This window comes from Bacillus sp. KNSH39 (genome assembly GCF_052656585.1).
On record NZ_JBQXYO010000001.1, the window covers coordinates 3,153,610 to 3,179,487 of the forward strand.

Annotated in this window: 29 protein-coding genes, 1 pseudogene and 2 riboswitches; of the genes and pseudogenes, 15 read left to right on the plus strand and 15 right to left on the minus strand. The window is 34.0% G+C overall.

Going from position 1 to position 25,878, the window contains the following annotated elements; all coding sequences use genetic code 11:
- Positions 1-29: 29 nt before the first annotated feature.
- The 3 genes from ACUL40_RS16135 to ACUL40_RS16145 all read right to left on the minus strand — a co-directional run bounded on the left by ACUL40_RS16135 (position 30) and on the right by ACUL40_RS16145 (position 5,734).
- Positions 30-2,615 carry a WxL domain-containing protein gene (locus ACUL40_RS16135; protein WP_065212186.1) on the minus strand — a complete coding sequence of 862 codons (2,586 nt, stop codon included), beginning with the start codon at positions 2,613-2,615 and terminating at the stop codon, positions 30-32.
- Positions 2,616-2,767: 152 nt separating this feature from the next.
- Positions 2,768-2,856: riboswitch (cyclic di-GMP riboswitch) on the minus strand.
- Between the two features lie 72 nt (positions 2,857-2,928).
- Positions 2,929-3,017, minus strand: a riboswitch (cyclic di-GMP riboswitch).
- Between the two features lie 246 nt (positions 3,018-3,263).
- Positions 3,264-4,484: an ATP-binding protein gene (locus ACUL40_RS16140; RefSeq protein WP_001032628.1), complete on the minus strand. Its 1,221-nt coding sequence runs from the start codon at positions 4,482-4,484 to the stop codon at positions 3,264-3,266.
- Complete coding sequence (locus tag ACUL40_RS16145) at positions 4,481-5,734, minus strand: ATP-binding protein (protein WP_000664890.1); 1,254 nt, start codon at positions 5,732-5,734, stop codon at positions 4,481-4,483. Before ACUL40_RS16145 ends, ACUL40_RS16140 begins: the two co-directional genes overlap by 4 nt.
- A gap of 182 nt (positions 5,735-5,916) precedes the next feature.
- Between ACUL40_RS16145 and ACUL40_RS16150 the strand changes: the two genes are divergently transcribed.
- From ACUL40_RS16150 to ACUL40_RS16160, 3 genes and pseudogenes are all read left to right on the plus strand, one after another.
- Positions 5,917-6,105, plus strand: coding sequence for a hypothetical protein (locus ACUL40_RS16150; RefSeq protein WP_000348759.1), 189 nt, complete (start codon positions 5,917-5,919; stop codon positions 6,103-6,105).
- Positions 6,038-6,382 (plus strand): annotated as a pseudogene (locus ACUL40_RS16155) (catalase); the annotation flags it as partial. The gene ACUL40_RS16150 and the pseudogene ACUL40_RS16155, both read left to right, overlap by 68 nt.
- A gap of 15 nt (positions 6,383-6,397) precedes the next feature.
- Complete coding sequence (locus ACUL40_RS16160; protein ID WP_000498279.1) at positions 6,398-7,207, plus strand: alpha/beta fold hydrolase; 810 nt, start codon at positions 6,398-6,400, stop codon at positions 7,205-7,207.
- 209 nt (positions 7,208-7,416) lie between these two features.
- Here the strand turns inward: ACUL40_RS16160 and ACUL40_RS16165 are convergent, their stop codons facing one another.
- The 3 genes from ACUL40_RS16165 to ACUL40_RS16175 form a co-directional block, all read right to left on the minus strand.
- Positions 7,417-9,486, minus strand: coding sequence for an LTA synthase family protein (locus ACUL40_RS16165; protein WP_445423053.1), 2,070 nt, complete (start codon positions 9,484-9,486; stop codon positions 7,417-7,419).
- Positions 9,487-9,867: 381 nt separating this feature from the next.
- On the minus strand, positions 9,868-10,098 hold the full coding sequence (locus tag ACUL40_RS16170; RefSeq protein WP_000578982.1) for a hypothetical protein: 231 nt from the start codon (positions 10,096-10,098) through the stop codon (positions 9,868-9,870).
- A gap of 10 nt (positions 10,099-10,108) precedes the next feature.
- Positions 10,109-10,405, minus strand: coding sequence for a DUF3986 family protein (locus ACUL40_RS16175; RefSeq protein ID WP_000455579.1), 297 nt, complete (start codon positions 10,403-10,405; stop codon positions 10,109-10,111).
- Between the two features lie 120 nt (positions 10,406-10,525).
- On the opposite strand from ACUL40_RS16175, the gene ACUL40_RS16180 reads away from it, so the two are divergent.
- From ACUL40_RS16180 to ACUL40_RS16190, 3 genes are read left to right on the plus strand one after another with little or no spacing between them, the layout of a single operon-like run.
- A complete protein-coding gene (locus tag ACUL40_RS16180) occupies positions 10,526-11,533 on the plus strand; it encodes an ABC transporter substrate-binding protein (protein WP_139372035.1) in 1,008 nt (335 codons plus the stop codon).
- An 11-nt stretch (positions 11,534-11,544) separates the two neighbouring features.
- Positions 11,545-12,309, plus strand: coding sequence for an ABC transporter ATP-binding protein (locus ACUL40_RS16185; protein WP_000009036.1), 765 nt, complete (start codon positions 11,545-11,547; stop codon positions 12,307-12,309).
- Positions 12,302-13,108 (plus strand): ABC transporter permease, encoded by an 807-nt coding sequence (locus tag ACUL40_RS16190; protein ID WP_079004445.1) that lies wholly within the window; start codon positions 12,302-12,304, stop codon positions 13,106-13,108. Before ACUL40_RS16185 ends, ACUL40_RS16190 begins: the two co-directional genes overlap by 8 nt.
- A 34-nt stretch (positions 13,109-13,142) precedes the next feature.
- On the opposite strand, the gene ACUL40_RS16195 is transcribed toward ACUL40_RS16190, so the two are convergent.
- Together ACUL40_RS16195 and ACUL40_RS16200 are read right to left on the minus strand one after the other, a co-directional pair.
- Positions 13,143-13,370: a hypothetical protein gene (locus ACUL40_RS16195; RefSeq protein ID WP_000849112.1), complete on the minus strand. Its 228-nt coding sequence runs from the start codon at positions 13,368-13,370 to the stop codon at positions 13,143-13,145.
- A 229-nt stretch (positions 13,371-13,599) separates the two neighbouring features.
- On the minus strand, positions 13,600-14,712 hold the full coding sequence (locus tag ACUL40_RS16200; RefSeq protein WP_063220437.1) for a hypothetical protein: 1,113 nt from the start codon (positions 14,710-14,712) through the stop codon (positions 13,600-13,602).
- A gap of 92 nt (positions 14,713-14,804) precedes the next feature.
- Here ACUL40_RS16200 and ACUL40_RS16205 point away from each other — a divergent pair, with 92 nt between their 5' ends.
- Positions 14,805-15,482: an HAD family hydrolase gene (locus tag ACUL40_RS16205; RefSeq protein WP_445423054.1), complete on the plus strand. Its 678-nt coding sequence runs from the start codon at positions 14,805-14,807 to the stop codon at positions 15,480-15,482.
- A gap of 112 nt (positions 15,483-15,594) precedes the next feature.
- Here ACUL40_RS16205 and ACUL40_RS16210 read toward each other — a convergent pair.
- From ACUL40_RS16210 to ACUL40_RS16225, 4 genes are all read right to left on the minus strand, one after another.
- A protein-coding gene (locus ACUL40_RS16210) for an IS3 family transposase (protein ID WP_445423132.1) occupies positions 15,595-16,754 on the minus strand; the annotation gives its coding sequence in 2 pieces (ribosomal slippage) (positions 15,595-16,496 and positions 16,496-16,754; 1,161 coding nt in all).
- A gap of 113 nt (positions 16,755-16,867) precedes the next feature.
- A complete protein-coding gene (locus tag ACUL40_RS16215) occupies positions 16,868-17,404 on the minus strand; it encodes a DUF3267 domain-containing protein (protein WP_445423061.1) in 537 nt (178 codons plus the stop codon).
- A gap of 112 nt (positions 17,405-17,516) precedes the next feature.
- Positions 17,517-17,996, minus strand: coding sequence for an antimutator 8-oxo-(dGTP/GTP)ase (gene mutTA, locus ACUL40_RS16220; RefSeq protein WP_000276385.1), 480 nt, complete (start codon positions 17,994-17,996; stop codon positions 17,517-17,519).
- An 84-nt stretch (positions 17,997-18,080) separates the two neighbouring features.
- Positions 18,081-18,398: a hypothetical protein gene (locus ACUL40_RS16225; protein WP_000448409.1), complete on the minus strand. Its 318-nt coding sequence runs from the start codon at positions 18,396-18,398 to the stop codon at positions 18,081-18,083.
- A gap of 83 nt (positions 18,399-18,481) precedes the next feature.
- Between ACUL40_RS16225 and ytzI the strand changes: the two genes are divergently transcribed.
- The 4 genes from ytzI to ACUL40_RS16245 all read left to right on the plus strand — a co-directional run bounded on the left by ytzI (position 18,482) and on the right by ACUL40_RS16245 (position 19,660).
- Complete coding sequence (ytzI, locus tag ACUL40_RS16230) at positions 18,482-18,631, plus strand: YtzI protein (protein WP_000472794.1); 150 nt, start codon at positions 18,482-18,484, stop codon at positions 18,629-18,631.
- Position 18,632: 1 nt separating this feature from the next.
- Entirely contained in the window at positions 18,633-18,863 is a 231-nt protein-coding gene (locus ACUL40_RS16235) for a DUF3953 domain-containing protein (RefSeq protein ID WP_000944458.1), read from the plus strand.
- 12 nt (positions 18,864-18,875) lie between these two features.
- Positions 18,876-19,103, plus strand: coding sequence for a DUF3953 domain-containing protein (locus ACUL40_RS16240; protein ID WP_000922253.1), 228 nt, complete (start codon positions 18,876-18,878; stop codon positions 19,101-19,103).
- 326 nt (positions 19,104-19,429) lie between these two features.
- Complete coding sequence (locus ACUL40_RS16245; protein WP_000916667.1) at positions 19,430-19,660, plus strand: YczI family protein; 231 nt, start codon at positions 19,430-19,432, stop codon at positions 19,658-19,660.
- Between the two features lie 65 nt (positions 19,661-19,725).
- Here the strand turns inward: ACUL40_RS16245 and luxS are convergent, their stop codons facing one another.
- A complete protein-coding gene (gene luxS, locus ACUL40_RS16250) occupies positions 19,726-20,199 on the minus strand; it encodes an S-ribosylhomocysteine lyase LuxS (protein WP_001141371.1) in 474 nt (157 codons plus the stop codon).
- 128 nt (positions 20,200-20,327) lie between these two features.
- On the opposite strand from luxS, the gene yidD reads away from it, so the two are divergent.
- Positions 20,328-20,564, plus strand: coding sequence for a membrane protein insertion efficiency factor YidD (yidD, locus tag ACUL40_RS16255; protein ID WP_445423062.1), 237 nt, complete (start codon positions 20,328-20,330; stop codon positions 20,562-20,564).
- On the opposite strand, the gene ACUL40_RS16260 is transcribed toward yidD, so the two are convergent.
- Positions 20,561-21,124 carry a beta-class carbonic anhydrase gene (locus tag ACUL40_RS16260; protein WP_000838169.1) on the minus strand — a complete coding sequence of 188 codons (564 nt, stop codon included), beginning with the start codon at positions 21,122-21,124 and terminating at the stop codon, positions 20,561-20,563. The genes yidD and ACUL40_RS16260 overlap by 4 nt on opposite strands.
- 224 nt (positions 21,125-21,348) lie before the next feature.
- Here ACUL40_RS16260 and cydA point away from each other — a divergent pair, with 224 nt between their 5' ends.
- Together cydA and cydB are read left to right on the plus strand one after the other, a co-directional pair.
- Positions 21,349-22,698 (plus strand): cytochrome ubiquinol oxidase subunit I, encoded by a 1,350-nt coding sequence (gene cydA / locus ACUL40_RS16265; RefSeq protein WP_001286188.1) that lies wholly within the window; start codon positions 21,349-21,351, stop codon positions 22,696-22,698.
- Complete coding sequence (cydB, locus tag ACUL40_RS16270) at positions 22,688-23,716, plus strand: cytochrome d ubiquinol oxidase subunit II (RefSeq protein ID WP_000017662.1); 1,029 nt, start codon at positions 22,688-22,690, stop codon at positions 23,714-23,716. The genes cydA and cydB overlap by 11 nt, the downstream gene beginning before the upstream one ends.
- Positions 23,717-23,882: 166 nt before the next feature.
- Here the strand turns inward: cydB and ACUL40_RS16275 are convergent, their stop codons facing one another.
- On the minus strand, positions 23,883-24,116 hold the full coding sequence (locus ACUL40_RS16275) for a spore germination protein (protein ID WP_002001299.1): 234 nt from the start codon (positions 24,114-24,116) through the stop codon (positions 23,883-23,885).
- Positions 24,117-24,789: 673 nt separating this feature from the next.
- Here ACUL40_RS16275 and ACUL40_RS16280 point away from each other — a divergent pair.
- On the plus strand, positions 24,790-25,827 hold the full coding sequence (locus ACUL40_RS16280; protein WP_000990094.1) for a YdcF family protein: 1,038 nt from the start codon (positions 24,790-24,792) through the stop codon (positions 25,825-25,827).
- Positions 25,828-25,878 lie beyond the last annotated feature (51 nt).

A 25,878-nucleotide genomic window follows, 5' to 3' on the forward strand; every position in this document is an offset into this window, starting at 1 on the left:
TTTCTAAAATTTATATATTTCATATATTTTTAGAGAGGAGCATCGGTTAATGTCCATTCTAGCTGTCCGGAATATTTTGTATTTGCTTTGACATTCGGCCCTGGTTTTACTTGTAAATGAATTCCCTCGTTTTCCTTCCAATTTAGTGAAACCTCCTCGTCGTTTTTAGAAGTATACGAGAATGCTTCTATACTAGAAGTACTTAAAGGTGTATCCTTTCCATTTCGTTTGTAAATCAATGCTCCTGTCAATGTGTCATTTTTTGCTGAAGTTAATGGTGTGATTTCCTTTACATATACACTCCATTTTTGCTTTTTAACACGATCATCGGTTACCTTTAAAGGATTTGAGATCGCTTTCGGTGCGTATGTCGTTGTTTTCGATGGAATTGTTAAATCTCCAAAGGTAATTTCTTTTGGTACGTCTACTAACTTTAAAGTTCCATCAACAACAGTAACTGGAACTTGAATTTCCGCTTGTACACCTTGCTTCGTTTCAATTACAACCGTTACAGTATGATTCCCTATTATTTTGGTATCCGGAATATTGATTAACTTCACTACTGATATTGGTTTATCTACATCCAAATTCGTATCTACAGATAAATCTGTCACAAATTTAGAAATATCCATTTTTGTTAAATCTGTTCCTTGCACTACTTTTTGTGGGACTGATTTCCCAATTGGAATACCTTTATACCTTATTTTTGCGATTCCATCTCGATTACTATCTTGCCCATTCTTATCGCCATCTAAATAATTTTTAGCTGACACCGGTATTTCAAGATAACCACCTTTGTAATATTTCATTACATCGGCACCTTTTACAGGAGAACCTGTAATTGTCATCTCGTAAATTTTCCCGTTGAATTCTTCTGTTTTTAGCGCATTTTCTTTCGCAACTGCAGTGACTTTATTGTTTTTCCTACTAATATCAAAGAAGCTACTTACATCATCTCCACTCTCCACATCTTGAATGGAAACATCATTCACAGTAAAATCCTTATTCACTTCACTTTCTAATACAAAAGATTTCGCATAGTGAATATCTTTCGATTGAGCAGGCATATTTTGATATACCTTATAAGAAAGTTGACGGGAATTATCTTCCACAATATCTCCTATTACACTTGGAGCTGGAATTTCAATTTGTGTGATCGCTAATTGGTCGTATGCTACATTAACACCTGAAGCATTTAATCTAACTTCTAGCGGTAATTCTGTTAAATTATCAAATGTAATTGTCATATCTGCTTCTGGAGTAGCTACTGGGCCTGCTGTTCCAGAAAACTCTATTTTATTATTCCCTTTATCTTGATACCTAATTGAACTCGTATCATACACGTATAAATTCGTTAAATGACTACCATCATTACGCAACGTAACATTTTTATAACTATTTATCCTTTTAAAATTCCACATTGCCGTTAATGGTACTTTTTTACTTGTTCCGTGCTCATAAAATTCAAAGGAAGCATTATAAGTTTGTCCTGCCCTTCCGTTCCCATATAATTGTAAAAAGTTTTTTGCATCACCTTTAGTTATTGGTGTTTTAACATCTACAGATGAAGCTGTCATAGATTGAATATTAATACGGACATCAATCCATTTCCCTTGATATTCACCAGCTTTTTTTACTAATACGTACTGTTCTCTATTTGAATTTCTAAATGTATATTGACTTTGACCAGTTCTGTCATCGCTACTACCCTTTACCTCATATGTTACTTGTGGGCTCCAAACAAATCTAAAAGCATATTTACCCGAGATAGAAGGCCCTTCACCTGTTCTATTATTTATTACCTTTACATTTGGATATTTAAGAATACTTGTAACAGGACTAGCAGCTAGTAGAGATTGGCTCTTTAATACCTTCTCAGCTTGAATAGCAGGTAATTCCTGATTATTTTCGTTGACCTTATTGCTCTCTTTTAATTCATTTTCCTTTGATACGAGTTCTTCATTAACCTTTTCTTTCGCTAAAGTCTTCGTTTCTTTTGGAATTTCAGCATTAGTAGCATTTATTTCTTGTTTTTTATTTTCTTCCGATACTTTCACTTTTTCACTGATTTCTTTTTTCACAACTTCCTCTGAAACCTTTGGATTTTCATCAGAAATAGCTACATGTAAAGCCTCTTTTTTCTCTCCAACATGCAGAGAAGGAGATTCAATTTTCTTTTCATTCCCTTCAAACTTCACCATCGGTTCAAATTTGTACTCTCCAGCTTTTTTCATTTGAATGACTACATATACGTCACCGATAGAATGACTTTGTTCATTCTTTTCAATTTTTACAATGTGATCTTCTGTTACTGAAATGTTTTGAATCGCTTTATTGTTTTCATTCATTTTTTTCGTTTCTGCTTCATTAAACAGCTGCTCATTAGATAATTTCAGCTCGATATTAGCATCTTGTTTATTTGTATTTGTAATCTTTAATACTACATTTTCATCAACTTTTATTTCTTGTTTATCCATATGAACGATAAAACGTCCTTGCTCGTCGTTTGTAACCGCATAAACTTTCGTTGCAGAGTAGTCTAGCACACCAACTTGTGTAAATAATATTCCTCCAGCGAGAAGTATACGCCCAAATTTCCCTATTTGTTTTTGCAATGTACTTCCCTCCCTCGCTTCCTATATACCGAATATTTCGAACACTAAATTTATTTTCTAGCTAAATTTACAATCATAGTGTATATTCCTAGAAAATAAAAAGCCTGGTTGCCTTTTCGATTTTCATACATCACAACATGTGTGAAAATCCAAACTGCAACCAGACTATCATAGTAATTTTCATTACCTTAGACTCTTAGCTTTGCGACCTATCCTTTCGAATAGTGTGCCCATTTATTTTTTCTTTTTGAGACAATAAAAAAATCCGGTTGCCTCTTCGATTTTCATACATACAACTATGTGTGAAAATCCAAACTGCAACCAGACTATCATAGTAATTTTCATTACTTTAGACTCTTAGCTTTGCGACCTATCCTTTCGAATAGTGTGCCAAATATAGGTATTTATTTATCGTGTTTTGAATATACCATTAAAACCCAAAAAAGAAAATAGTTTTTTTAGAAAAAAACCATTAATTTTTATAATCTGAATTTTTTCTAGGAAATCCATATTTAAAACTTTCAAAAAACATTTTGATGCTAGAAACACATCATACATTCTTTATCGATAAAATGAGATTTTTACTATACACAAATAGCGAGATAAAATAAAAAAACATCACTTCCAAATAAGTGATGTTTTTTGTGGTTAATGCAGTGGTAACATAACTTCAACCGTCGTTCCAACCCCAACTTCACTTTCAAAACTTATTTTACCGTTGTGGTCTTTAATAATTTTTTCTGTAACTACTAAACCTAGACCAGTTCCTGTTTCTTTCGTTGTATAAAAGGCTTCATTTAATTTTGGAATTTTATCTTTCGGAATGCCGCATCCCTCATCTTTCACTTGAACGATGATTCCATCTTTTACAGTAACTTTAATCGTAATTGTTCCGCCAACTGACATTGCTTCAATTGCATTTTTGATTAAATTAAAAAAGACCTGTTTTAATCGTTTTTCATCACATGTAATTGATGGTAAGTCTTTACTGTAAATACCTTGTATGTAAACTCCTTGTTTTAAAGCTGGCTTTTCCATAACTCGAATAACATAAGAAATAATTTCTTGTATGTTATGAGTTTCTGATTCTAGTGATTTAGATTTCTCAAATCCACTAAGTTCTGTAGCAATTATATGAATCCGATCTACTTCTTGTTTCATAATATCACTATAAATTTTATCCTCTGGATGCTTGTCTGCTTGTTTATTCACAAGTTTTTTTAAGTTTGCTAAAGGTCTTCTAATCTTATAACCAATAACCGTTGCCATCTTTCCAACAGCTGCTAGTTTTTCTGTCTGTTTTATTTCTTTGTCCATCATCTCAAGCGTACGAACGTAAGACTGAACCCTTAAAAATATAATCCAACATATGATAGTAAATACGCTATATAATGCCATTGGGATTAAAACGAGAGAAGATTGAATAATGATTCCTGTAAGAGCATACTTTCCGATAAGTATCGCTGGAACTAACCAGAAATATCTTTTATTCACAAAGATTGGTGCAAACAAAATAAAAAATCCTTCTACTATATTTCCACCGTCAAATTCTGCATCGCTACCATAATAAATCATAATGTTATGGATACAATCTAATACATTATAGCCAATTAGAATAATATACTTTACCGCAAAAGCATTCTTCCATTTCATAAAGTATATTCCAATGCAAAACAATACCACCATCAAAAAGTAAAGCCATAAACCTAAACCATCTTCAAACTCTCCTACACCTTCTTGCTCTCCACCGATTAACGGTACGATAAATTCATAGGCAAGATCATATACGAAAAATATAATAAAAAATAAACTTAAAAATGCTTTCAGCGCCTTTATTTCTTCATTTTTAAATATATAGCCTTTATTCATATGGTAACTCCTAGCTTTTCTTCCACTTGGATTTCAGTATTTCCACACTTCCTTGGGAGAATGATGTCTATTCTCGTTCCAGTATCTTTTTCACTTGAAATATGCAACTCACCAAGGTGCTCGGCGACAATTCGATTCGCTACCGTCAGTCCCAGACCAATTTTATCTTGTTTCGTTGTATAAAAGGCCTCTGTAACACGGGGTAAGTTTTCTTGCTTAATACCATGACCATTATCGATCACACTGATCATTACATATTCTTTCCCTTTATTTTCTAATTGTAAATGTAATATACCACCTTGTCCCATTGCCTCTAAAGCATTTTTTATCGTATATAAAAAGACTCCTCTTATTTTTCGTTCATCACATTCAACTTCTATTGTTTTTTCTTCCACATTAGAAATAAACTGAATGTTTAATTCATCTATTTTTTCACGAAGACTTGTTATTACTTGTAATACAATTTTTCCTACATCATGTTTCTTATAAATAGAAGGTTTGCATGTAGCAACTTCCATTAACTCACTTATCATATTATTCATATTTTCTATTTCAAAAATCATACGTTTATAAATAGGATCCTCTTCATGCTTCTCTCGTTGTAATTGCGTAAATCCTTTTAATGAAGCAAGTGGATTTTTAATTTCATGTCCAACCGTCGCTGCCATTTTTCCGATTACTGCTAATTTCTGTGATTCACTAGCAATCGCAATACTTTCCTTTACAGCTGAAAGATATTGTAAAAATCGGTTTAAAATGATATATGCAGCTATTAACATAAGTGTATACATAATAAGGAACATAAATGCTTTTACTTCCTCTAATACAAATAAATAAATTAAATATTTTCCTACAATAGAGGAAAGTAAAAACACATAGAATTTTTTATTTAAAAATATAGGTACAAAGAAAATGAGAATAATTTCTATTATATTTGTCGCATCAAACGCCGCCTTATTATAAAAAACATACGAAAATATATTAGCGAGTTCTATCCCTATGTATGCAAATATCCATGCATATTTAACAAGGTTTGCCTTCTCTTTTTTCATTAAATATATATTCACGCACAGTATTGCTACTCCGCAAATAACTTGCCATATTATGTTGTATCCCTTATCCATTATTGATTTATCTTCTAATACGATTGCATAGAAAATTTGATATACAATAACAATGACATATAACACCCATAAAAGGATTTTTGCATTTCTTTCTTCTTCTTTATATGATAGAAAACTTTCTTTCACTTCAACACCCCTTCAAAATAATATCTCGAAGAATACCATTTATTATAATAAATGATTTTCATAGACAAACAAAGATAAATCGAACATTTGAGGAAAATCATGCCAACTATGCAATATCTTCATGCTATATACAAGCATAAAAAACATAAACAATAATACGTATATTATGGGAGGTGTTTTTTATGGATGGCAAAAAAAATAAAAAGACCGAACAACTCCAATCTTTCATGCGTGAAAATGAAGGAAAGGAGATGACAACAAATACAGGTATTAAAATTTCAAACGATGAAAACTCTTTAACTGCCAGTGATCGTTTCCGAACGATTAGGCATAGTGCAGGGAACGCCAAATGGACAGTGGGAAGTAAATGATACTTTCTTAACAGGCTCACCACTCTTTTATGATGGATTACTTCTTATCGGCGGAAAGATGGATGATCATTTTCTTAACAACGCAAGTTCATTTGTCGTAGAATCATATAATCACTTTAAGCCGATTGGCTCCTTCCAAAACGGCTCTTCTATTATTCAATCTTTAAATATCGAAGGAAAGCCTGGTGTTTTAATAGAACAAGACTCTACGCGACTAGCAAATAAATTTATTAAAGCTATGACAAAACAACGCTTTTGGGATCGAGTATATTCATAGAATAGGGGGACATTTATGTTTGTTACTGTCGAGAAAGATGTGCATATTTTTGTGCAAGACGTTAATCCTGGTCCAGGTAGTAAGACTGTTTTCTTCGTTCACGGATGGCCTTTAAATCATCAAATGTACCAATATCAACTCAATGTTTTACCTGAGCATGGCTTTCGCTGTATCGCCATGGATATACGAGGGAATGGGCAATCTGATAAGCCATGGACTGGTTACACGTATGATCGATTAGCCGATGATATCGCAATTGTTCTGGAAGCACTTCAAGTAGAGAACGCTACATTAGTCGGTTTCTCAGTTGGTGGTGCTCTTTCTATTCGCTATATGTCTCGCTATAATGGACGCCGCATTTCTAAGCTCGCATTAATTGACGCTGTCTCCCCCTCTTTCGTTAAAAATCAAGAGTCCCCTTACGGTGTACCGAAAGAACAAGCAGATGCTCTCATTAATCAAATGTATGCTAATTTACCAAAATTTTTAAATGATGTATCTTTATCCTTTTTTAATAGAAACTTAGGGGCTGCAACCCTTGAATGGTTTTCTTATCTCGGTATGCAGTCCGCTTCTTATGCCCTTATAAAAATTTTACAAGCAGCTGCAAATGAAGATGTAACGAAAGATTTAAATAAAATTAACGTCCCAACAAAAATCTTCCACGGCGTTCACGACCAACTAATTCCTTACAAAAGTGCTGAGCTTACGCAACAACGAATTAAAAATTCTCAGTTACATGCTCTTACAAATAGTGGTCATGGTTCACCAATCGATCAAGCGGATGAATTAAATAAAGAACTGATAAAATTTTTACAAACATAACAACTGCAATATAAGAATGAAAGTTAACATAATCGTTTTTTATAAAACATAAAATTCACACATTTCTCACAAATACACAAATAAAACGATTATATTTTCATATATACTAAATGTACAAGTAATACTCCCTAAACCCAGCTTGTCTGGTTACCCCGTTAAATACTATGAAAAAAGAACTTGTATCGTTATACAAGTTCTTTTTGTTTCTTTTATTTAAAGAGGATATCTTTACTATATTGATTTCCAACGAGTAAATCATATTGAAGCATTTTATATTGCTCTAACATTTCTTTTTGTTTCTTTGTTAAATCATTGATTACTTCTCCATTTTTATCAACTTTTAATTCATCTCTAAGCACTGGTATTTCCTTGTAAAGTTCCGATAAAAATTGATAAAATAAGGATTTATTTAATCCTGCATAATCAAAAATAAGATTAGAAAAATGAATTGGGCTTACTAAACCTAAATTATCATTTGGCATATCAAAGTTTGCATACATTAATAACGGAGTTTGCGCCATCGCTAAACGTTCGCTCGGTGTTTTTTCATTCGTTATATACCCATTTTCTTTATAAAAAGATTTATTTGTTCCTAATGATGGAAGATGATCTCCAAAGAATACTAATAATGTAGGTCTATCTAAATTATCTAGTTGCTCTATTAAATATTGAAGAGCCTCATCTGAACGTCTTAATCCCTCTGTATACGTCTCTAATTCTCCCTTTGATTCTTCATTTTCTAGACCGGTAATTTCTATTAGGTTTTCACCAAATCGGCCCTCTGTAAATGGAAAATGATTTTGCATCGTAACTGCATGAATAAATGTAGGTTGTTTTTGTTTCTCTAACTCAGCAATTATCTCTTTACTCATCGCTAAATCACTAATATAATCTCCATCAATATCCACATTTTTCATCGTGTCCTCTGCATTAAACTTATCAAATCCTAACACCTTATATACATCGTCACGTTTAAAGAATGTGCGACCAAATGAATGAATTGCACTTGTGTAATAACCTTCTTTCTTCAACGCCGTAGGGATTGATGGAATTTCTTTCTTATTTGTAATGACCTGCTGATATGGTATAGAACCTGGCTTTAACAAACTCATTGAATAACTTGTTAATGCCTCAAATTCAACGTTCGCCGTATTTCCCCCAAATGTAGGAGAAATAGTTTGTCCACCAGGAAAGTTTTCTATATAATGATGTAAATTTGGTACAGGATCTTCACTAAAAGAAAGGTTAGTTACTTTCGTCAGATCCCAAAACGATTCACTCATTACAAAAATAATATTCGGTTTCTCTTTTTTCTTTTGGCTCCCTATATTTCCACTATATTGTTTTTTTATATCGTTTGCTATTTGAAGCATATTTTCTTTAGAATAATTTTTTGGTTTTTCCATAACTGTTGTATCTAAATTGCTAATAAACCCAAGTACAAAACCATTTGAAGCATAGTTCTCATTTTGATTCCACAAAACAAAATCTACACCTGATTTTTGAAATACTTTATTCATAAATGTATTCGCAAAATTACCATACGCATATAGAACAAAAATAGACCCTACTACTAATAAGGCTCTTATTCCTAGATGAATCTTTACATTTTGAATATACCTTCTCATATATATCCCTGCTACAATACAAGCTACGATACTTAAGATAATGACAAAAATATAACTCCAACTAAAATAGTCCATCACCATCGGTATAACAGATTGCATATGCGTAATTTGTGTAAAATCAGAAGGATATAACGGATCACCTCTGAAAATAAGCTTCAAATAATTCACAATACATAAAATGACTAACGTACAGCTCGTTAAAACCATACTTAGAAAAACCTTACCTATTAAATTATATACAAGAATATATATTGCATAAATTACTACAAAACTTAATATAAACTGCATATTATAAAAGTAAATCCAATTCATTGCCTCTATGAAACTCATATTAACTTGCATGACAATATAAAATAACGCTACTGTATGAGCTAGCAAAAATAATATAAAATGCACTCGTAGGGATGCTCTAAGTATAGACATCTCTTTTTTATTGAAATGCGTAATATAAAACGTTATGCCCCATACGAAAATCATCATAACACTTAAAACAAGCTTTTGATTTAAATGATCTTTCATCATGTCTAAATTGAAAACCTTTAAAATCATAAACAGTATAGTTATTACTAATAAAGTCACCATACTACTTATAATGCTAGAAATTAATATATTTCTTTTTGGAAGATGAAAAAGTGTAGAACCATACTTCAATTCATTCCCTCTTTTCTATGTATTAATTTCACCTCGCATCGAAAAAACTATTTGTATTAAAATAACATATATCCTATATTTCGTCTGCAAACTTGCTTCTACTATAAATATATTTCCTTAATACTTCCTTAATCAATAGTTAAATTGTGGCATACAAATTACTCATTCTTGAAAAGCTTAATTTTAGCACTCCACTTTATGATATAATAACTATTTTTTAGAAATCCTTAATGCTATTAAAGATTCCACATGAAAATACGAAAGAATTAATAAACAAGCGTTGTACGTTTTTAACAACTATTACTATAACGAAAAGAACCCGCCACAAGACAGGTTCTTTTCGTTATTTTATGATGAAAGAGAAGATGATTAGCATGTGTATTATATAAAAGGAAGCAGCCATATTTTCCATACGATACATACGAGTACTGTAACTACAAAATCAAAAAAATCTAATCTCGGGCCTTTTTTCATATTCATATGTAGCCACATATGAAACCATTTTATTTTTGTATATTTATGGATGTTTTTCTTTGCAAATCGGTAAATAAGCATTTGCATGATAAAAAATCCGGCCACAAAAATAAATAATAAGATGAGAAATCCAATCACAAAATTCCTCCTATTTTTGTAGCGTTTTTTCTACTATCCGATTTTTCAAAACCCACTCTTCAAACTGGGCACTTCCAAATTCCCAGCTAAGATCGCGAGCATGTACAGAAAAAACGTAATGACCAGCATATTCGTCCATAAATCTCCCTAACTCTACATCGTCTTTCTGAATACCGTATACTCCAAAATTAAAATACACATCCCATACGTCTTCATTCTTTCTCTTATAAGCAATCGATTCCATATCACATTCTGTCCCGAAATAATCAAGATGTAAATGTACGCTATCATCGTATTCGTACTCCATTTTATCACCCCTTATATTTGTACTTCTTTACCACCAAAAAAATTCCTGCTATCTACACTCACATATGGGCGATTACCTACATATCATGCTTGTAGAGTGACTTCTAGGAGGTGTTATATAGTGAAAAAATTAATCGCGATTTTTTGCATCATGTTACTAGCTGTTTTTACTTTTGCTGCTTGTAGTAGTAAAAAAGAAGGTACGAAAGAACAAACTCAAAACATTCGCGTCGGCGAAGTTACCCATTCTCTCTTCTATACCCCATTATATGTTGGGATTGAAAAAGGATTTTTTAAAGATGAAGGACTAAATATTGACCTACAAACAACAGCTGGTGGCGATAAAACGATGACCGCCCTATTATCTGGCGGAATTGATATTGCTCTCGTCGGTTCTGAAACGTCTATTTACGTTCATCAACAAGGAGCGAAAGACCCTGTCATTAACTTTGCACAGCTTACACAAACAGATGGGACATTTTTAGTTTCACGTAAAAAACTAGACTCTTTTAATTGGAATGACGTAAAAGGTGTTACATTTTTAGGACAGCGTAAAGGCGGCATGCCGCAAATGGTTGGGGAATACGTTTTAAAGAAAAATGGCATTGATCCTCGTAAAGATATGAACTTAATTCAAAATATCGAATTTGCTAATATTGCAAATGCCTTTGCATCTGGTACAGGAGAGTTTGTCCAGCTCTTTGAACCGACTGCAAGCATATTCGAAAAAGAAGGTAAAGGTTATATCGTCGCTTCATTCGGAAATGAATCTGGTACTGTTCCTTATACAACATTCATGGCAAAAGAAAGTTTCTTAAAGAAAGATAAAGCTGCTGCTGAAAAGTTCACACGTGCGCTCTATAAAGCACAGCAATGGGTTGATACACATAGTCCAGAAGAGATTGCTGATGCTGTTTCCCCGCTATTTAAAGACACTTCAAAAGACATTACAGTAAAAGTAATTGAACGGTATAAAAAGCAACATTCTTATGCGACAAATCCACTACTAGATGCGGAAGAATGGAAACAGCTCCAAACGATTATGAAAGACGCTGGTGAATTACAAAAAGAAGTCCCACATGAAGCGCTCGTCAATACAAAAATTGCCGAAAGCGTTATTAAGAAATAGAGGCGAAGTGTATGAGTTTTTTACAAATACGTAACGTTTCTCACTGCTTTTTTGCAAAAGAGAATGCCAAACTTATTCTTGAAGATATGAGCTTACAAGTGGAAGAAGGCGAATTTATTTCTATACTCGGCCCAAGTGGTTGCGGTAAAACAACGCTCCTCTCAATCATTGCTGGGTTACTTGATCCAATTGATGGTATTGTCTTTTTAGATGGTGAACCAATTACAACGAAAACATCATCTATGGGATATATGTTGCAGCAAGATTACTTATTCCCGTGGAAAACGATTGAAGAAAATATTATGCTTGGACTTCATATTCGAAGGATTTATGATGAACAAATGAAAGAACATACTTTAAACCTTTTAAAGCAAGTCGGTCTACATGGGGTAGAAAGACAATATCCTCGTGAACTATCCGGTGGTATGCGTCAACGTGCCGCTCTCGTTCGAACGTTAGCAACTGATCCGAAAATTTTATTACTAGATGAACCATTCTCCGCACTCGATTATCAAACGAAATTAAAACTAGAAGAACTCGTTTTCAACTTACTAAATAAATATAAGAAAACATCACTACTTGTTACTCACGATATTGAAGAGGCGATTGCGATGAGTGATCGTATTTATTTACTTCAAGCGAATCCTGGAAAAATCGCGAAAACCTTTATCGTCCCGGAAAGTATCCGTTCTTTATCACCGTTAGAAGCACGCCATCACTACGATTTCCCAGCCCTCTTTCAAGATATATGGAAGGAGCTGGAACGACTTGGATAATATAAAACAACTACATGAACAATTTCGAAAGAAAGAACGCAGGCGTGCTTGGATTGCTCGCTCATTACAGCTTTTACTACTTATTCTTTTCTTTGCACTATGGGAAATAGCTAGCAAAAAAGAATGGATTGATCCTTTACTCTTTAGCTCTCCTTCGAGTATTTGGGATCTCTTCTTAACGAAATGGATCGACGGTTCACTTTGGGTCCACATATGGACGACATTGCTGGAAACAGGAGTAGGCTTCATTCTCGGAACGGTACTCGGTACTATTATTGCCACGTTTCTTTGGTGGATGCCACTTCTAGCCCGCGTACTTGATCCTTACCTCGTCGTCCTAAATGCAATGCCAAAAGTTGCACTCGGTCCAATCATCATCGTTATTTTCGGTCCAAACATTTCATCTTCTATCGCAATGGGAGTAATCATTTCCATCATCATTACCATTCTCGTTATTTACAGTGCATTTCAAGAAGTCGATTCTAACTATATAAAAGTGATGGACACATTTGGCGCAAATAAATGGCAATGTTATAAGCAAGTCGTTCTCCCTGCATCCTTTCCAGCAATTATCTCAACGTTAAAAGTAAATGTTGGTTTATCCTGGGTTGGTGTTATTTTCGGAGAACTTCTCGTTTCCAAACAAGGACTTGGCTACTTAATTAGCTACGGATTCCAAGTCTTTAACTTCACACTCGTCTTACTTAGCGTACTACTCACATGTGTTCTTGCAACTCTTATGTATGTATTTGTTGAGGCATTTGAAAAAATTCTAATTGGAAAAAGAAAAAGAAGCTGACTCAAAACAGTGCGCTATAGTCAGCTTCTTTCTTTTACCTTTTATCACACATTTTCGTTTCATTTGTAATGTTTCCATCCGCAACCGTAACTGTATGGAAACAGTCTTTCACACGTACTGTAACGACATTATCTTTTCGATCTATCACATGATAATCATTAAACTTTTCATTCAAAGCACTACGAATTTGCTCCCCTTCAAAAATCGGAAAACCGTGAGACATTACCCAAATGAGACCAGCAACAGCAAGAATCGTTTTCATACGTTTCATTACCTCCTCGAGAGTAAACTTATAGTCCCTACAACACGCGCATTATAATTGTGTCTAAATTGTGACATTTTTATACTAATTCTCTTTTGTGCCTCCAGTTCCTTCTTCTTTTTGATAAAAATACAGAATTTTCAATTTTATCAACATAAGAAAAAACGCAAAGAATTAAAAATTCTTCACGCTTTTCTTTAACGAAACTATATCGAAAGCATAACTCACATTAGTCTCCACTTTGTTGTTCTATCGTTTTCGAAACATCATATAATCCTGACAGCACTTCCGCTCTCATTTTTACAAGCTCAGGGAACTGATAGAAGAAAGCAATTTTCTTATATTTTAACTCTGTTCCTTCTTTCACTTTTTTTGAATCTTGTAAAATGAACGCTGTAAATGTATCTGCGATATCTTCCGTTACATTTGTTGTTCCATATAGCGATACAAAATCATCATGCTTTTCTTTATAAAATTCAATTTGTGCCTCTTCACTTTCTTCTACTTTCTTTTCTGTCCACTCTTGCTCAATTGGTTTCCAAAATTCATTATAAAATTGGTTAATATACGAACTTTTTCTCACACATCCATTTTTCACGAACACCGTTTTACATTTATTTCGATATGATGAAATGTCTTTCTCTTCATCAAACGCCTCTAAATACTTTCTATCCACTGGTACTTGTTTATGTCCAATCGTTAATAGGTGAGCCGTTTCATGAATTAATGTTTTCATCACTTCATCTATATTCACCCCAGAATCAAGCACGTCTAAACTAAGCACCCAATCTCTCGGGTCATCTATACTTGGCATGACATGGGCAACAACGCCATCATAACCATCCGTTATTAGACCAAATCCTGTTATATTCTCACGATATTTCACTGGGACGAGAGTGCGATACATGTCCCATAAAGTTTCATGATACTCTCTATCTTGTCGCTGACTTAACAAATCATCTTTTGCTACTTCGTCATCTGCAAAAACTTTATTCAATCTCTTACGATCCAATCTCTCAAAATAAGGATCTACAATTTCATCATCATCGATATAATAAGAAGCTAAAAAGAAGTAATTGTCATCCTCTTCTTTTTTCTGTTCCGCCTCTTTCATATTCATACTTTCATACTCTTCTATGTCATAATCCTCTACTTTTTCAAGTTCTGAAAGTTCCTCTATCTTTTTATATACTTTTTGTAATGTTTTATCTCCTATTTGCGTGCACTCTTCTTCTGTTTTACAAATTTCTTTTTCTTTCGTAACCTCGATAGCACTATCGCATCCTGCAACTAAACTGCTTGCTATAATACAACACACTAACTTGCCATACAATTTCTTCATACAATCCCCCATTATTCCATTCTACAAAATATCATAATCATTTTTTTACGAATATGCGATAATTAATTATAAAAACTGCAAGGAGGCTTCCCATGATTCGTGCAATCTTATTCGACTTAGATGGAACACTATTAGATCGGCGCCAATCTTTAGAACAATTTATTTGTGAGCAATATAATCGCTTCGCCTCACATTTGAAGAGTATAGAGAAATCAAAGTATTGTTCTCGATTTCTTGAACTCGATAATAATGGCTATACGTGGAAGGATAAAGTATATGCTACTCTCCTTTCCGAATACAACATTACTACTTTAACGCAAGAGCAACTACTACACGACTATATTACAAACTTCCAACATCATTGTATTCCTTTCAAAAACACGCATGAACTACTTCAACAGTTAAAACAGCGAAACATTAAAATTGGTATTATTACAAATGGTTTTACTGAATTTCAGATGAGCAACCTTCGAGCACTACATATACATACGTATACAAACACCATTCTCGTTTCAGAAGCTGAAGGAATTAAAAAACCTCATCCTGAAATTTTCGAACGTGCTTTGCAAAGACTAGATGTGAAGGCAGAAGAATGTCTTTATATTGGAGATCATCCAGAAAACGATGTGCTTGGTTCTGAACAAGTAGGGATTCTTGGTGTTTGGAAAAAAGATTCGTTTTGGGGTGATTTTAAGCATTCACGTATCGTAGATGATTTGTTGGAGGTGCTTTCGTTTTTAGAGGTGGAGGTGGAGATAAAAATACAATAATAGTAATTAAATTATATCAACAATTTTCACAATATATTGATTTACCGACAAAAAATAATAAGAGGAGGCAGTTGGTCATCTCCCTGTCAAGTAGACAGTAATAAAAAGAGTATTATGCCACGGCCTTTTCCCGATATTCTATCGGGGAAAGGCCGTGAAGTTTTTCTTGGAACCTTTCTGTATTATAGAATTGAATATATTCTTGAATTGCTTGATAAGCCATTTCATATGTTTTTGGGCGCACTAAATACAACTTCTCTGTTTTTAAATGTGAGAAGAATGATTCGATACACGCATTATCAAAACAGTTTCCACGTCTAGAATGACTACCGACAAATCCTAATCTTTCTAACTGCTTTGCGTAAGATTTTGATGTATATTGAAACCCTTGATCTGAATGTAAAAGGGGCTTAATGGATAAGGATTTCCCCTCTAATTGTTGTAATGTAGTTAAAACCAAATCTAAATCATTTCTTCGAGATAGCTTCCAAGCGACAATTTCATTGTTATATAGGTCTAACATGGCTGACAAATAAGCAAACTGGTCTCCAATTCGTACATAAGTAATATCCGTTACATATTTTTGATTTTGTTTGTCCGCTTGAAACTCTCGGTTCAAATGATTTTTAAATATCACCGATGTTTTCCTTCCGTAAAATGGACGTTTTTTCCGGATGATAGATTGGATGCCTAATTCTCTCATGAGACGGCGAACACGTTTATGATTCATTACCATTCCTTCTCGAGCTAAAGCACGAGTCATGCGTTTATACCCATAGTAAGGGTGCTGACGATGAATAGATAAAATATGTTCTTTATGCCACATATCCCTTTTCTGACGTAAACGCTCTACGTTATGATATTTCCGCCATTTATAGTAGCCAGCCTTAGAAACTTCCGCGATTTGAAACAGCCATCGAAGTGGATAGGCTTGGCGTAATGAATCGATAAGAGAAAATCGTTCTTTCTTTAGGACCATTCCTTCCCGTGTAGATTTGGATTGCGCTTTTTTAAATACTCAACCTGCGCCTTCAAATAAGCATTTTCTTCTTCTAGACTATTAAAATTCTTTCGATTCCAGACACCACGTTGATCCTCAAAGGACTCCCCCTGTTGCGCACGTTTTACCCACTCAATAATCTGAGCATCACTCTTCACACCGAGTTGTTCACGAATTTCTCGCAATGATTTTCTCTCTTCTAATCGAAGACGAACTGCTTCTTGCTTTAGTTCTTCTGTATATTTTTGAAATGATTGTCCTTTTCTTGCCATAAAAAAATCCCCTCCAGATAAAACAGTATTGAGTCCATCATATCAGATGGACTCTTTTTTTACTGTCTACCTATAGGGGATAATACCAAGTTGTTCAAAAATGCCTCCTCTTATTATTCATATACTGTAAACTGCGGTTTACTCGGATGATCTTTTACTAGCGCATCATCTGGAAACTTTGAAACTTTTTGATATAAGGCAATGTCGCCGATACACCCTGCTGTTAGTAGAATTCCTAAAAATGAGAGTGGCTCCAGATTCATAGCTAATCCCAATACAATTGGCAAAATTCCAGTTGGTAAAAACGGAAGCATTAACACTTTCTTCATTTGCTTTACTGTAACCGCCTGTTTAGAATGAGCATATGCAACACCTAATTTCCAATTAACGCCCCATTTTAGTTCACTCCACGGAACACCTCCGATATAGCGAAAGCCAATTAAATGTATCGCTTCATGAATACAAACGAGAACCATCATTGCGATAATAAAAAGAAACATCGTTAATAATGTAACTTCGACTTGAACCCCACCTGAAAGAAATATATGCAAATAACCAATTCCAAACGACAAGGAAATTATTATAAAAAATAAAGAAAAGTTTAATTTAACCATCGAAACAGTAACAGTCGTTTCTTTTCTTTTATCCATCTTCCCCCTCCTAAAATGTAAATATACCTTTACAAAATTGTATAATATCCCCAAAATAATGTAAAGATATGTTTACATTTATTCTTACATACAAAAAAAGAAACCGGCTACTTTACTTCGTAAAACAGCCGATTTCTTCTATATGTTTCATCGTACGCGCTAATACGTCATCGCGCATTATAAAGCTAAATTTTCTATTCGTTTTAATGTTGTCAGGAATGTCTTTTAATAAAACAGACCCTTTCGTTTCTTCGTAATGCGTATGTTCTTCTACCGCACTAATTGTTGCAAAATAAATGTTTTTAATGATTATTTTGTCTTTTCCAGATACTTTGTATTGTCCTAAGTAAGTTAAATCAGAAACTATGCCGCCGGTTTCTTCATGAACCTCTCGAACTGCCGCTTCTTCCGGTGTTTCCCCTAGTTCTACTTTACCACCTGGAAATTCAAGACCGCGACGTAAATGATGCGTTAATAACCATTGATCCCCGTACCGGCATACAACCCAAACATGCTTTGGCTCAGGAGAAAATGGATAACGTTCAAACGATAATTGTACAGTGTTGTGGTAATAATCTTTAAATTTGTACATGCCATTACTCCCCTATTGATGGTTACAAGTTTTTCCTACCACAAATTGTAGCATATTCTCGCTTTTCTGCATAATATTATCCAATTACAATCCATTGATTATTCCCATTTGCGCAACTAATTCTTTCGTCTCATGATTTCCTAAATCGTAAATCATTTTATATGCTTTTTGTAGTTGTTCATCATATCGGTCATTATTTGAATCGTGATGATACTCAACAAATGGAACGTGGGAGCGTACAAATGACCCTAAATCTTCTACATACGCTTGATCAAAGTGCTCTCTTAATTCCGTAATTTCCTCATCATTTGCGGAAATCTCAAAATTATACGTATCCGCCGTCTTCACTTGTGAAATTTGACCGTTTCCTATTGATATATAATATGTTTTTTTCGTCTCCATGTAACACCCTTCTTTCATCCTTTTATTTTCTATTGTTTTCATCAATTACAAAATTATGTAAAATAAAGAAAAGGAGGGATTTTATGTTCAAAATATTAATTATCGGTATTATCATCGTCCTAATCATCCTCGTACTCTCCGTCATGACAATTAATAAAGGCTATGCTTATAAACATTCCGTCGATAAACTAGAAGACAATCCTTATACAAAAAAGAATAAGGAGAATTCCTAATATGCTTCGTATACTTCGCATCATAGTAGCACTCACTGTGATCGTTATGTCGGCAATTGGATTATATACAGGTCAAAATAATTCTTTACCTCTTTCACAATTTCTATTAGGGGCTTTAATGTTTCTCATCGCATTTGAACAAATAAAGAAAAGGGAATCAGCAACTGGACTTATTTGTATTATTGCCGGTGCTTTCATTTGGATTGTTCTCATTATTACCTACATAAAATAGAGGAGGTCTTTTATGCTAAAATGGGGACGGATTACTTTATCACTTATTGCCTTATCTATAGCAATCTATGGATTTTTTACTGGTAATAGAGAAATAATCCCTTATATGTTCATCTTTTTAGGAGGTATGGCCCTCACCATAAGTTTAGAGGAAATATTAAAACAGCAAACAGGAGGTAGTGTGCTCGCTCTACTAGCAGGAGCCGCTGCTTTATTTATTGGTTTCACAGAAATATTCTAGTAAATGGTCTAAAGGGGGCTATACGATGCTAACTCTAACTATATTACGGATTTTTTTAGCATTTTTCATGCTTCTCTTACTCACTCTAAGCACTTATGTCCATTTTACCGATAATTTTTCACTTCTCCCATACGTACAATTTATTCTCAGTTGTTCCTTTATTCTTCTAGGAATTAATGAGTATCCCGTATTTTTTCGTTTCTAGTCTCATATTCTTCTTTTTAATATCAAACTCTTTCGCTACATGTAGAATAAAATTCCGATCAATTTAGCATTTATAATTATTTTCTCTCAGTAACTATTTCTTTCTACTTAAGGGGGATTCCATGTTAAAAAACATTCAAATTATAATCGCCACTATCGCTCTTTCTCTCGCCCTATTTAGCTTCTTTGCAAACTTCACTATTCTTTTACCTTACGTGTTTATCCTTTTAAGTATTATGTTTATCCTTTTTGGAATTGATGAAATGAAGAAACGGGAAAAAGCAAAAGCATTTGTTTATTTTCTCGGTTCTGCCTTTGTTTTATATGTTGGAGTATGTAATATATTTTCATAAAAAAGAAGAGTATGTTCGCTCTTAGTACAATAAAAAAACTGCCCTTTCACAGGCAGTTTTCCTTTTTATCCAAACACTTTCTCAAGTTCATCTTTATCTTGGCTTAACCAGAAGTTCATTAAGCGTTGCGCTCCTTCTAAGTCGTGAAGCTTCGCTTGACCACATTGTGTTTCATTTGCAGCTGGAATTTCTGTAATTTGAACCGCATCTTTTAATGTTAGTTCTAATAAATCAATGATTTCTCGTACTGTCGGTGTTCCGCTTACTACAAGATAATATCCTGTTTGGCAGCCCATCGGTGAAATATCGATAATATCAAAATGCGGATAACGATCAATATATTTACGTAAATTAAATGCTAATAAATGCTCTAACGTATGAATAACATCTGGTTTCATTGCTTGTTTATTCGGTTGGCAGAAACGAATATCAAATTTATTTACAATACCGTCACTACCTACATTGTGAACTCCGCAATGTCTTACATAAGGTGCCTTTACAATCGTATGATCTAATTCAAAGCTTTCTACTGATGGCATACAACATCTCTCCCGCTTTTAATTTAATTCCGTTATATCCAATATGATATAACGGAAATGCACATTAGTAAAGTATTATGTACAGTCGTGCTATAATACTTTAAGAATATGCTGAAAAGGAGACCGTTATGAAACAGATTTTTATTGGGATTATACGCTTTTATCAAAAATTCATTTCTCCGATGACACCACCAACATGCCGTTTTTATCCGACTTGTTCTCATTACGGATTAGAGGCGTTTCAAAAACATGGTGCACTCAAAGGTTTTTGGCTTACTTGTAAGCGTATATTAAAATGTCACCCTTTCCACCCGGGAGGATTTGATCCTGTCCCAGATAAAAAGGATGACCAAGTAAATTCTTAATTGTCGTAACCATTCACAACTAAATCTAATTTTCCTGTTTCAGGATCGATAACAAGACCGTGAACAGGTACTTCTTCTGGAAGTAACGGATGGTTGCGAAGTATCGATACGCTATGTTCTACACTTTCTTCTACACTAGAGAACCCTTGTAGGAATCTTTCTAAATCGATTCCAGAATAACGGAGTGTATCTAATTTCTCATTTGTTATACCGCGCTCTTTCATCTTCTCAATTGTACTGCTTGCCTGAATTTTTGCCATACCGCAATCGTGGTGACCAACTACACAAACTTCATCAGCACCAAGTTCATATACAGCAACTAAAATACTACGCATAATACTTCCGAATGGATGTGAGATAACAGCTCCTGCTACCTTAATAATTTTCACATCACCGTTACGCATATTCATTGCTTTTGGTAATAATTCAACAAGACGAGTATCCATACAAGAGATAATTACCATTTTTTTATTCGGGAATTTTCCTGTTTCATACTCTTCGTATTTTTTCTCTTCAACAAATTTCTCATTGTACTGCAAAATCTCTTCTAATGACTTCATAGTAAGGAACCCTCTTTTCTCTCATTTACACTACATAAATAGTGTACCAAAATATGAAAAACTCAAAAAGGATATCGCTTTATAGTAAAAATAAGATATTTTCAGATAATCGACATAATTCTTTCAAAATATACACACAGCTTTGTAACAAGTTTCACATACTTTAAACGTATTTTCACTATAAACTGATTGTAGATAATGTAAAAAAGGAGTGAATATTTATTATGTCCGACGTTCTGTTACTGAGTCGTTTTCAATTTGCAATTACTATTTTTTATCACTTTTTATTTGTACCTTTGACAATCGGACTTGTTATTTTGGTGGCATGTATGGAAACTCAATACGCCCGCACATTGAATCCAACATACCGCAAAATGGCAAATTTCTGGGGTAAATTATTTACAATTAACTTCGTAATGGGGATTATAACCGGGATTACAATGGAATTCCAATTTGGAACAAACTGGTCTGAGTACTCCAAATATATGGGAGACATTTTCGGATCACCTCTCGCAATCGAAGCACTTGTTGCCTTCTTCTTAGAATCTACTTTCATGGGAATATGGTTATTCGGTAAAGACAAAATTTCACCAAAGTTCCGTGCCTTCTGCATGTGGATGGTTGCACTTGGAACAAATATTTCCGCCCTTTGGATTATTACAGCAAACGGCTTTATGCAAAACCCTGTTGGCTACGTAGTACGTAACGGCCGCGCTGAATTAAATGATTTCTGGGCACTCGTTACGAATCCATACGCTTGGAATATGTTCTTCCATACTGTAGTTGGTTGTTATATTGTTGGTGCTTTCTTCGTTATGGCAATTAGTGCCTATCACTTATTACGTAAAAATGAAGTTGAATTCTTCAAAAAATCATTTAAGTTCGGCTTAATGTTAGGCTTATTCGCCGCAACAATTACACCGTTTATGGGACATCAATCTGGTGTATCAGCAGCTAAATATCAACCCGCAAAAGGAGCTGCGATGGAAGCAGTTTGGGAAACTGGAAAAGGACAAGGCTTCTCAATTGTTCAAATTCCTGATGTAAAAAATGAGAAGAACTTTGAATTCCTTACGATTCCAAAACTCGGAAGCTTCTTCTACACAAATTCATTTGATGGCGAAATTGTTGGTTTAAAAGATATTCCGAAAGATGAACGTCCAAATGTTAACCTCGTGTATTATAGCTTCCGCTTAATGGTTGCACTCGGTATGTTCTTTATGGCATTAACTTGGTATGGCTTCTATTTAAACCGAAAAGGAAAACTAGAAAACTCAAAACGTTATTTAAAAATTACAATATGGTCTGTCTTACTTCCTTATATTGCGATTAACGCAGGATGGATTGTCGCTGAAGTAGGTCGCCAACCATGGACAGTATATAAACTAATGCGTACAGCAGAATCTGTATCGCCTATATCTGTCCCGCAAATTTGGTTCTCATTAATTAGTTTAATTTTATTCTACACTTTACTTTTAATCGCAGATGTATACTTAATGCTGAAGTTCGCGAAAAAAGGACCTGCCGCATTAGAAGAACCTGCTACTGAGGGAGGTGTGGCTCATGTCTCATGATATGCTTGCAATCATCTGGTTCGGTTTATGGGGCGTGATTTGGACAGTTTACTTCATTCTTGACGGGTATGCACTTGGTAACGGAATGATTTTTCCTTTCGTTACGAAAGATCGACAAGAACGAAATCAATTACAAGAAGCAATTGGCCCGTTCTGGGGCGGTAATGAAGTATGGTTAATTACAGCTGGTGGCGCAACATTTGCTGCCTTCCCAGTCACATATGCTAATATGTTTAGTTATTTATATACACCGTTATTCTTAGTATTACTTGCACTATTTGCTCGTGCCGCTGGACTGGAATTCATGCATAAAGATGATTCACCAATTTGGCAAAAAACTTGTAAATGGGCATTTGCAATTGGCAGTTTCTTAATCGCCTTTTTATTCGGTGTTACATTTGCTAACTTGTATTACGGACTACAAATCGGAAAAAATGGCTATGAAGGAAATTTACTTAGCTTACTAAACCATTACGGTATTTTAGGAGGGTTGTTCTTCACTGCTATATTTGTCGTATCCGGTGCCCTTTGGGTCATGATTAAAACGACTGGTGAAGTATCTGATCGTGCTTATAAAATCGCAAGGCCATTTTCAATGGCAGCTGCTATTATTTTAGCTATCTTCTATGTAGCGACTGCTAATCGAACAAACTTATTCCAAAACTTTACGGAATATCCGGTACTATTCATTCTTCCAGTACTTGCAATGCTAATGAGTGTACTCGCACTAATTATGGTGTACAAACATAAAATTGGCCTTGCCTTCACATTCGTTTGCCTAACAATCGCAATGTTTATGACAACTGGCTTTGCAGGTATGTTCCCAAGAATGTTACCATCTCGTATTAACGATGCATACAGTACAACGTTATACAACGCAGCCGGTAGTCAATTAAACTTAAAAATTATGTTCTTCGTTGCAATGGTCATGGTACCAATCGTTATTGGATATCAGCTTTGGAGCTACAGTATATTTAAAAATAAAATTCATAAAGACTCTGCTAAAGGGTATCACTAAGGTAAAAAAAGACACTTCATTTGAAGTGTCTTTTTTATACGTATGATTTTCGATAAGATGTTATATTTCTAATCTAACAACTATACTACAGAAGAATCATTAACAGCTCACAGCTAGATTGTATCATAGGGCAACTTCATCATTTTATGCAATTTTACATACTGTACTATAAAGTAAACTGTATCCCCTGATCATTCGCATCATTATCCCATACATCAGCTGTACTAATCCCGCTAAACGTTTGTACTTTCATTCCTGTATTTGATGATCCCGATCCATTATAAGCCTTCGTCTTTTCAATCGGCTGTACGTTATATTTGTCACCTACATTAATTGTTCCATTGCAGTTTTCAATAATAACACCTTCCACAACTGCCGGCATTTTGTCACCCACTTTCATTTCTTTACTTTTATTTTATGAAAATCGCCTAGAAAAATAGCATGTTTCAATAAGAAAAAGCACTCAATTTGAGTGCTTTTTCTTTAAGCATAAAGACAAGTTTGGAGACAGTTGACTTCTTCAAAATTTTATTAGGGGTAATATTTTGAAAAAGAAAGCCTTTCATATGTAGGTTAACACCACTGGAATATATAGTAAATTGATAATATTTATACGGAAGATTGCTAATGTTTAGTATAGATAGTTTACACTATGCTAACAGTGTAAACTATCTATACTAATAAAAAAAGGTGCCTTCAAAAAAGACACCTTTCAAAAACAGACACTATAAAACAGAATTATTTATTGTTATACGATTGTTAGATACAAAAAGTAGAGGGAAATGTTTGTATGAAATTCTGCTTTATAAAGTCTGTCTACAACTTATATTGTAATCCTCTTCATTTGAAAAAAAATATAATATGCACAATTGCATACAAAAAGAAAAAGCACTCTACTGAGTGCCTTTTCAACCATTTTACTTTTAATATATCGCTTTGAATATATTGTAACATACGTATCTATATATTTTATTGAGAAAATTCAAAATCCTTTTTCTTTCATTTTCACTTATAAAATCATGTAATATAAAAGGTATGTCAAATTCTTATACAAGTTGAGGTGTACTATATTTATGATGTATTTCGGAATTATTCCTCTTATATTATTTATTATTTTTCTTATCTCATATTTAAAAGATCCGCGAAAAATAATAAACGGCTTTTTATTTAATGCCTTTATCTGTTTTTTCCTTCTTTTTTGTGTGATTGTATCATTGAACTCAGATAGTGATGTCCTACGCTACATTATATTTTTACCTTTTTTAGCACTTCTCATTATGCTTCCTTTCGGTATTGTTGCTTTAATGTTTGGGCTATTTCTTAATGCTAGAATTTTAATGAAGCGAGAAGGACGACGGTTCACTAACTGTTTAACACTCCTTGCTGCTTTAGGGATGTTATTCTTTATGTTACTCCCTATTATAAATCCAGCAAGTTTGGTTTCATCGCATTTAGAGCCTATTTTTGCAGCTATTTCTCTTATAAGCATATATTTCTTTATACACTTATCTAACTTCTTAAGTGCATATTTTTTATACCAATTCAACAGACCAAGACGTAATCAAGATTTCATCATCGTTCTTGGTAGCGGCTTAATTAATGATAAAGTACCACCTTTACTTGCAAGCCGCATTAATAAAGCGATTGACTTCTATTGGAAACAAGCCGCTGTTAATACACCACCAACAATTATTTTTTCTGGTGGACAAGGTCCAGATGAAGGTCTTCCAGAAGCGGAAGCGATGCAAAGTTACGCTGTTGAAAAAGGAATTCCTCTTGAACATACAGTCCAGGAAAATCGCTCTGTAAACACATATCAAAATATGCTGTTCTCTAAAGAAATTATGGATTCTTTAAAACCAGAAGGTAAATATAAAAGTATTTTTACAACGAATAATTTCCACCTTTTCCGTGCTGGTATATATGCAAGACAAGCCGGTCTTAATAGCCAAGGAATCGGATCAAAAACTGCATTTTATTACTGGCCTAACGCAATGATCCGTGAATATGTTGCGATTGTCGTAATGGGACGCAAGCGCCATATGAAAATATGTGGAACTATTTTAGGTTTCGCTTTATTCGTATCAGTACTTAGTTTTATATTTTCTTAATAGCATCCCATCCTTTGAAAGGATGGGATTTCTTATACTGATTTCAAAAAT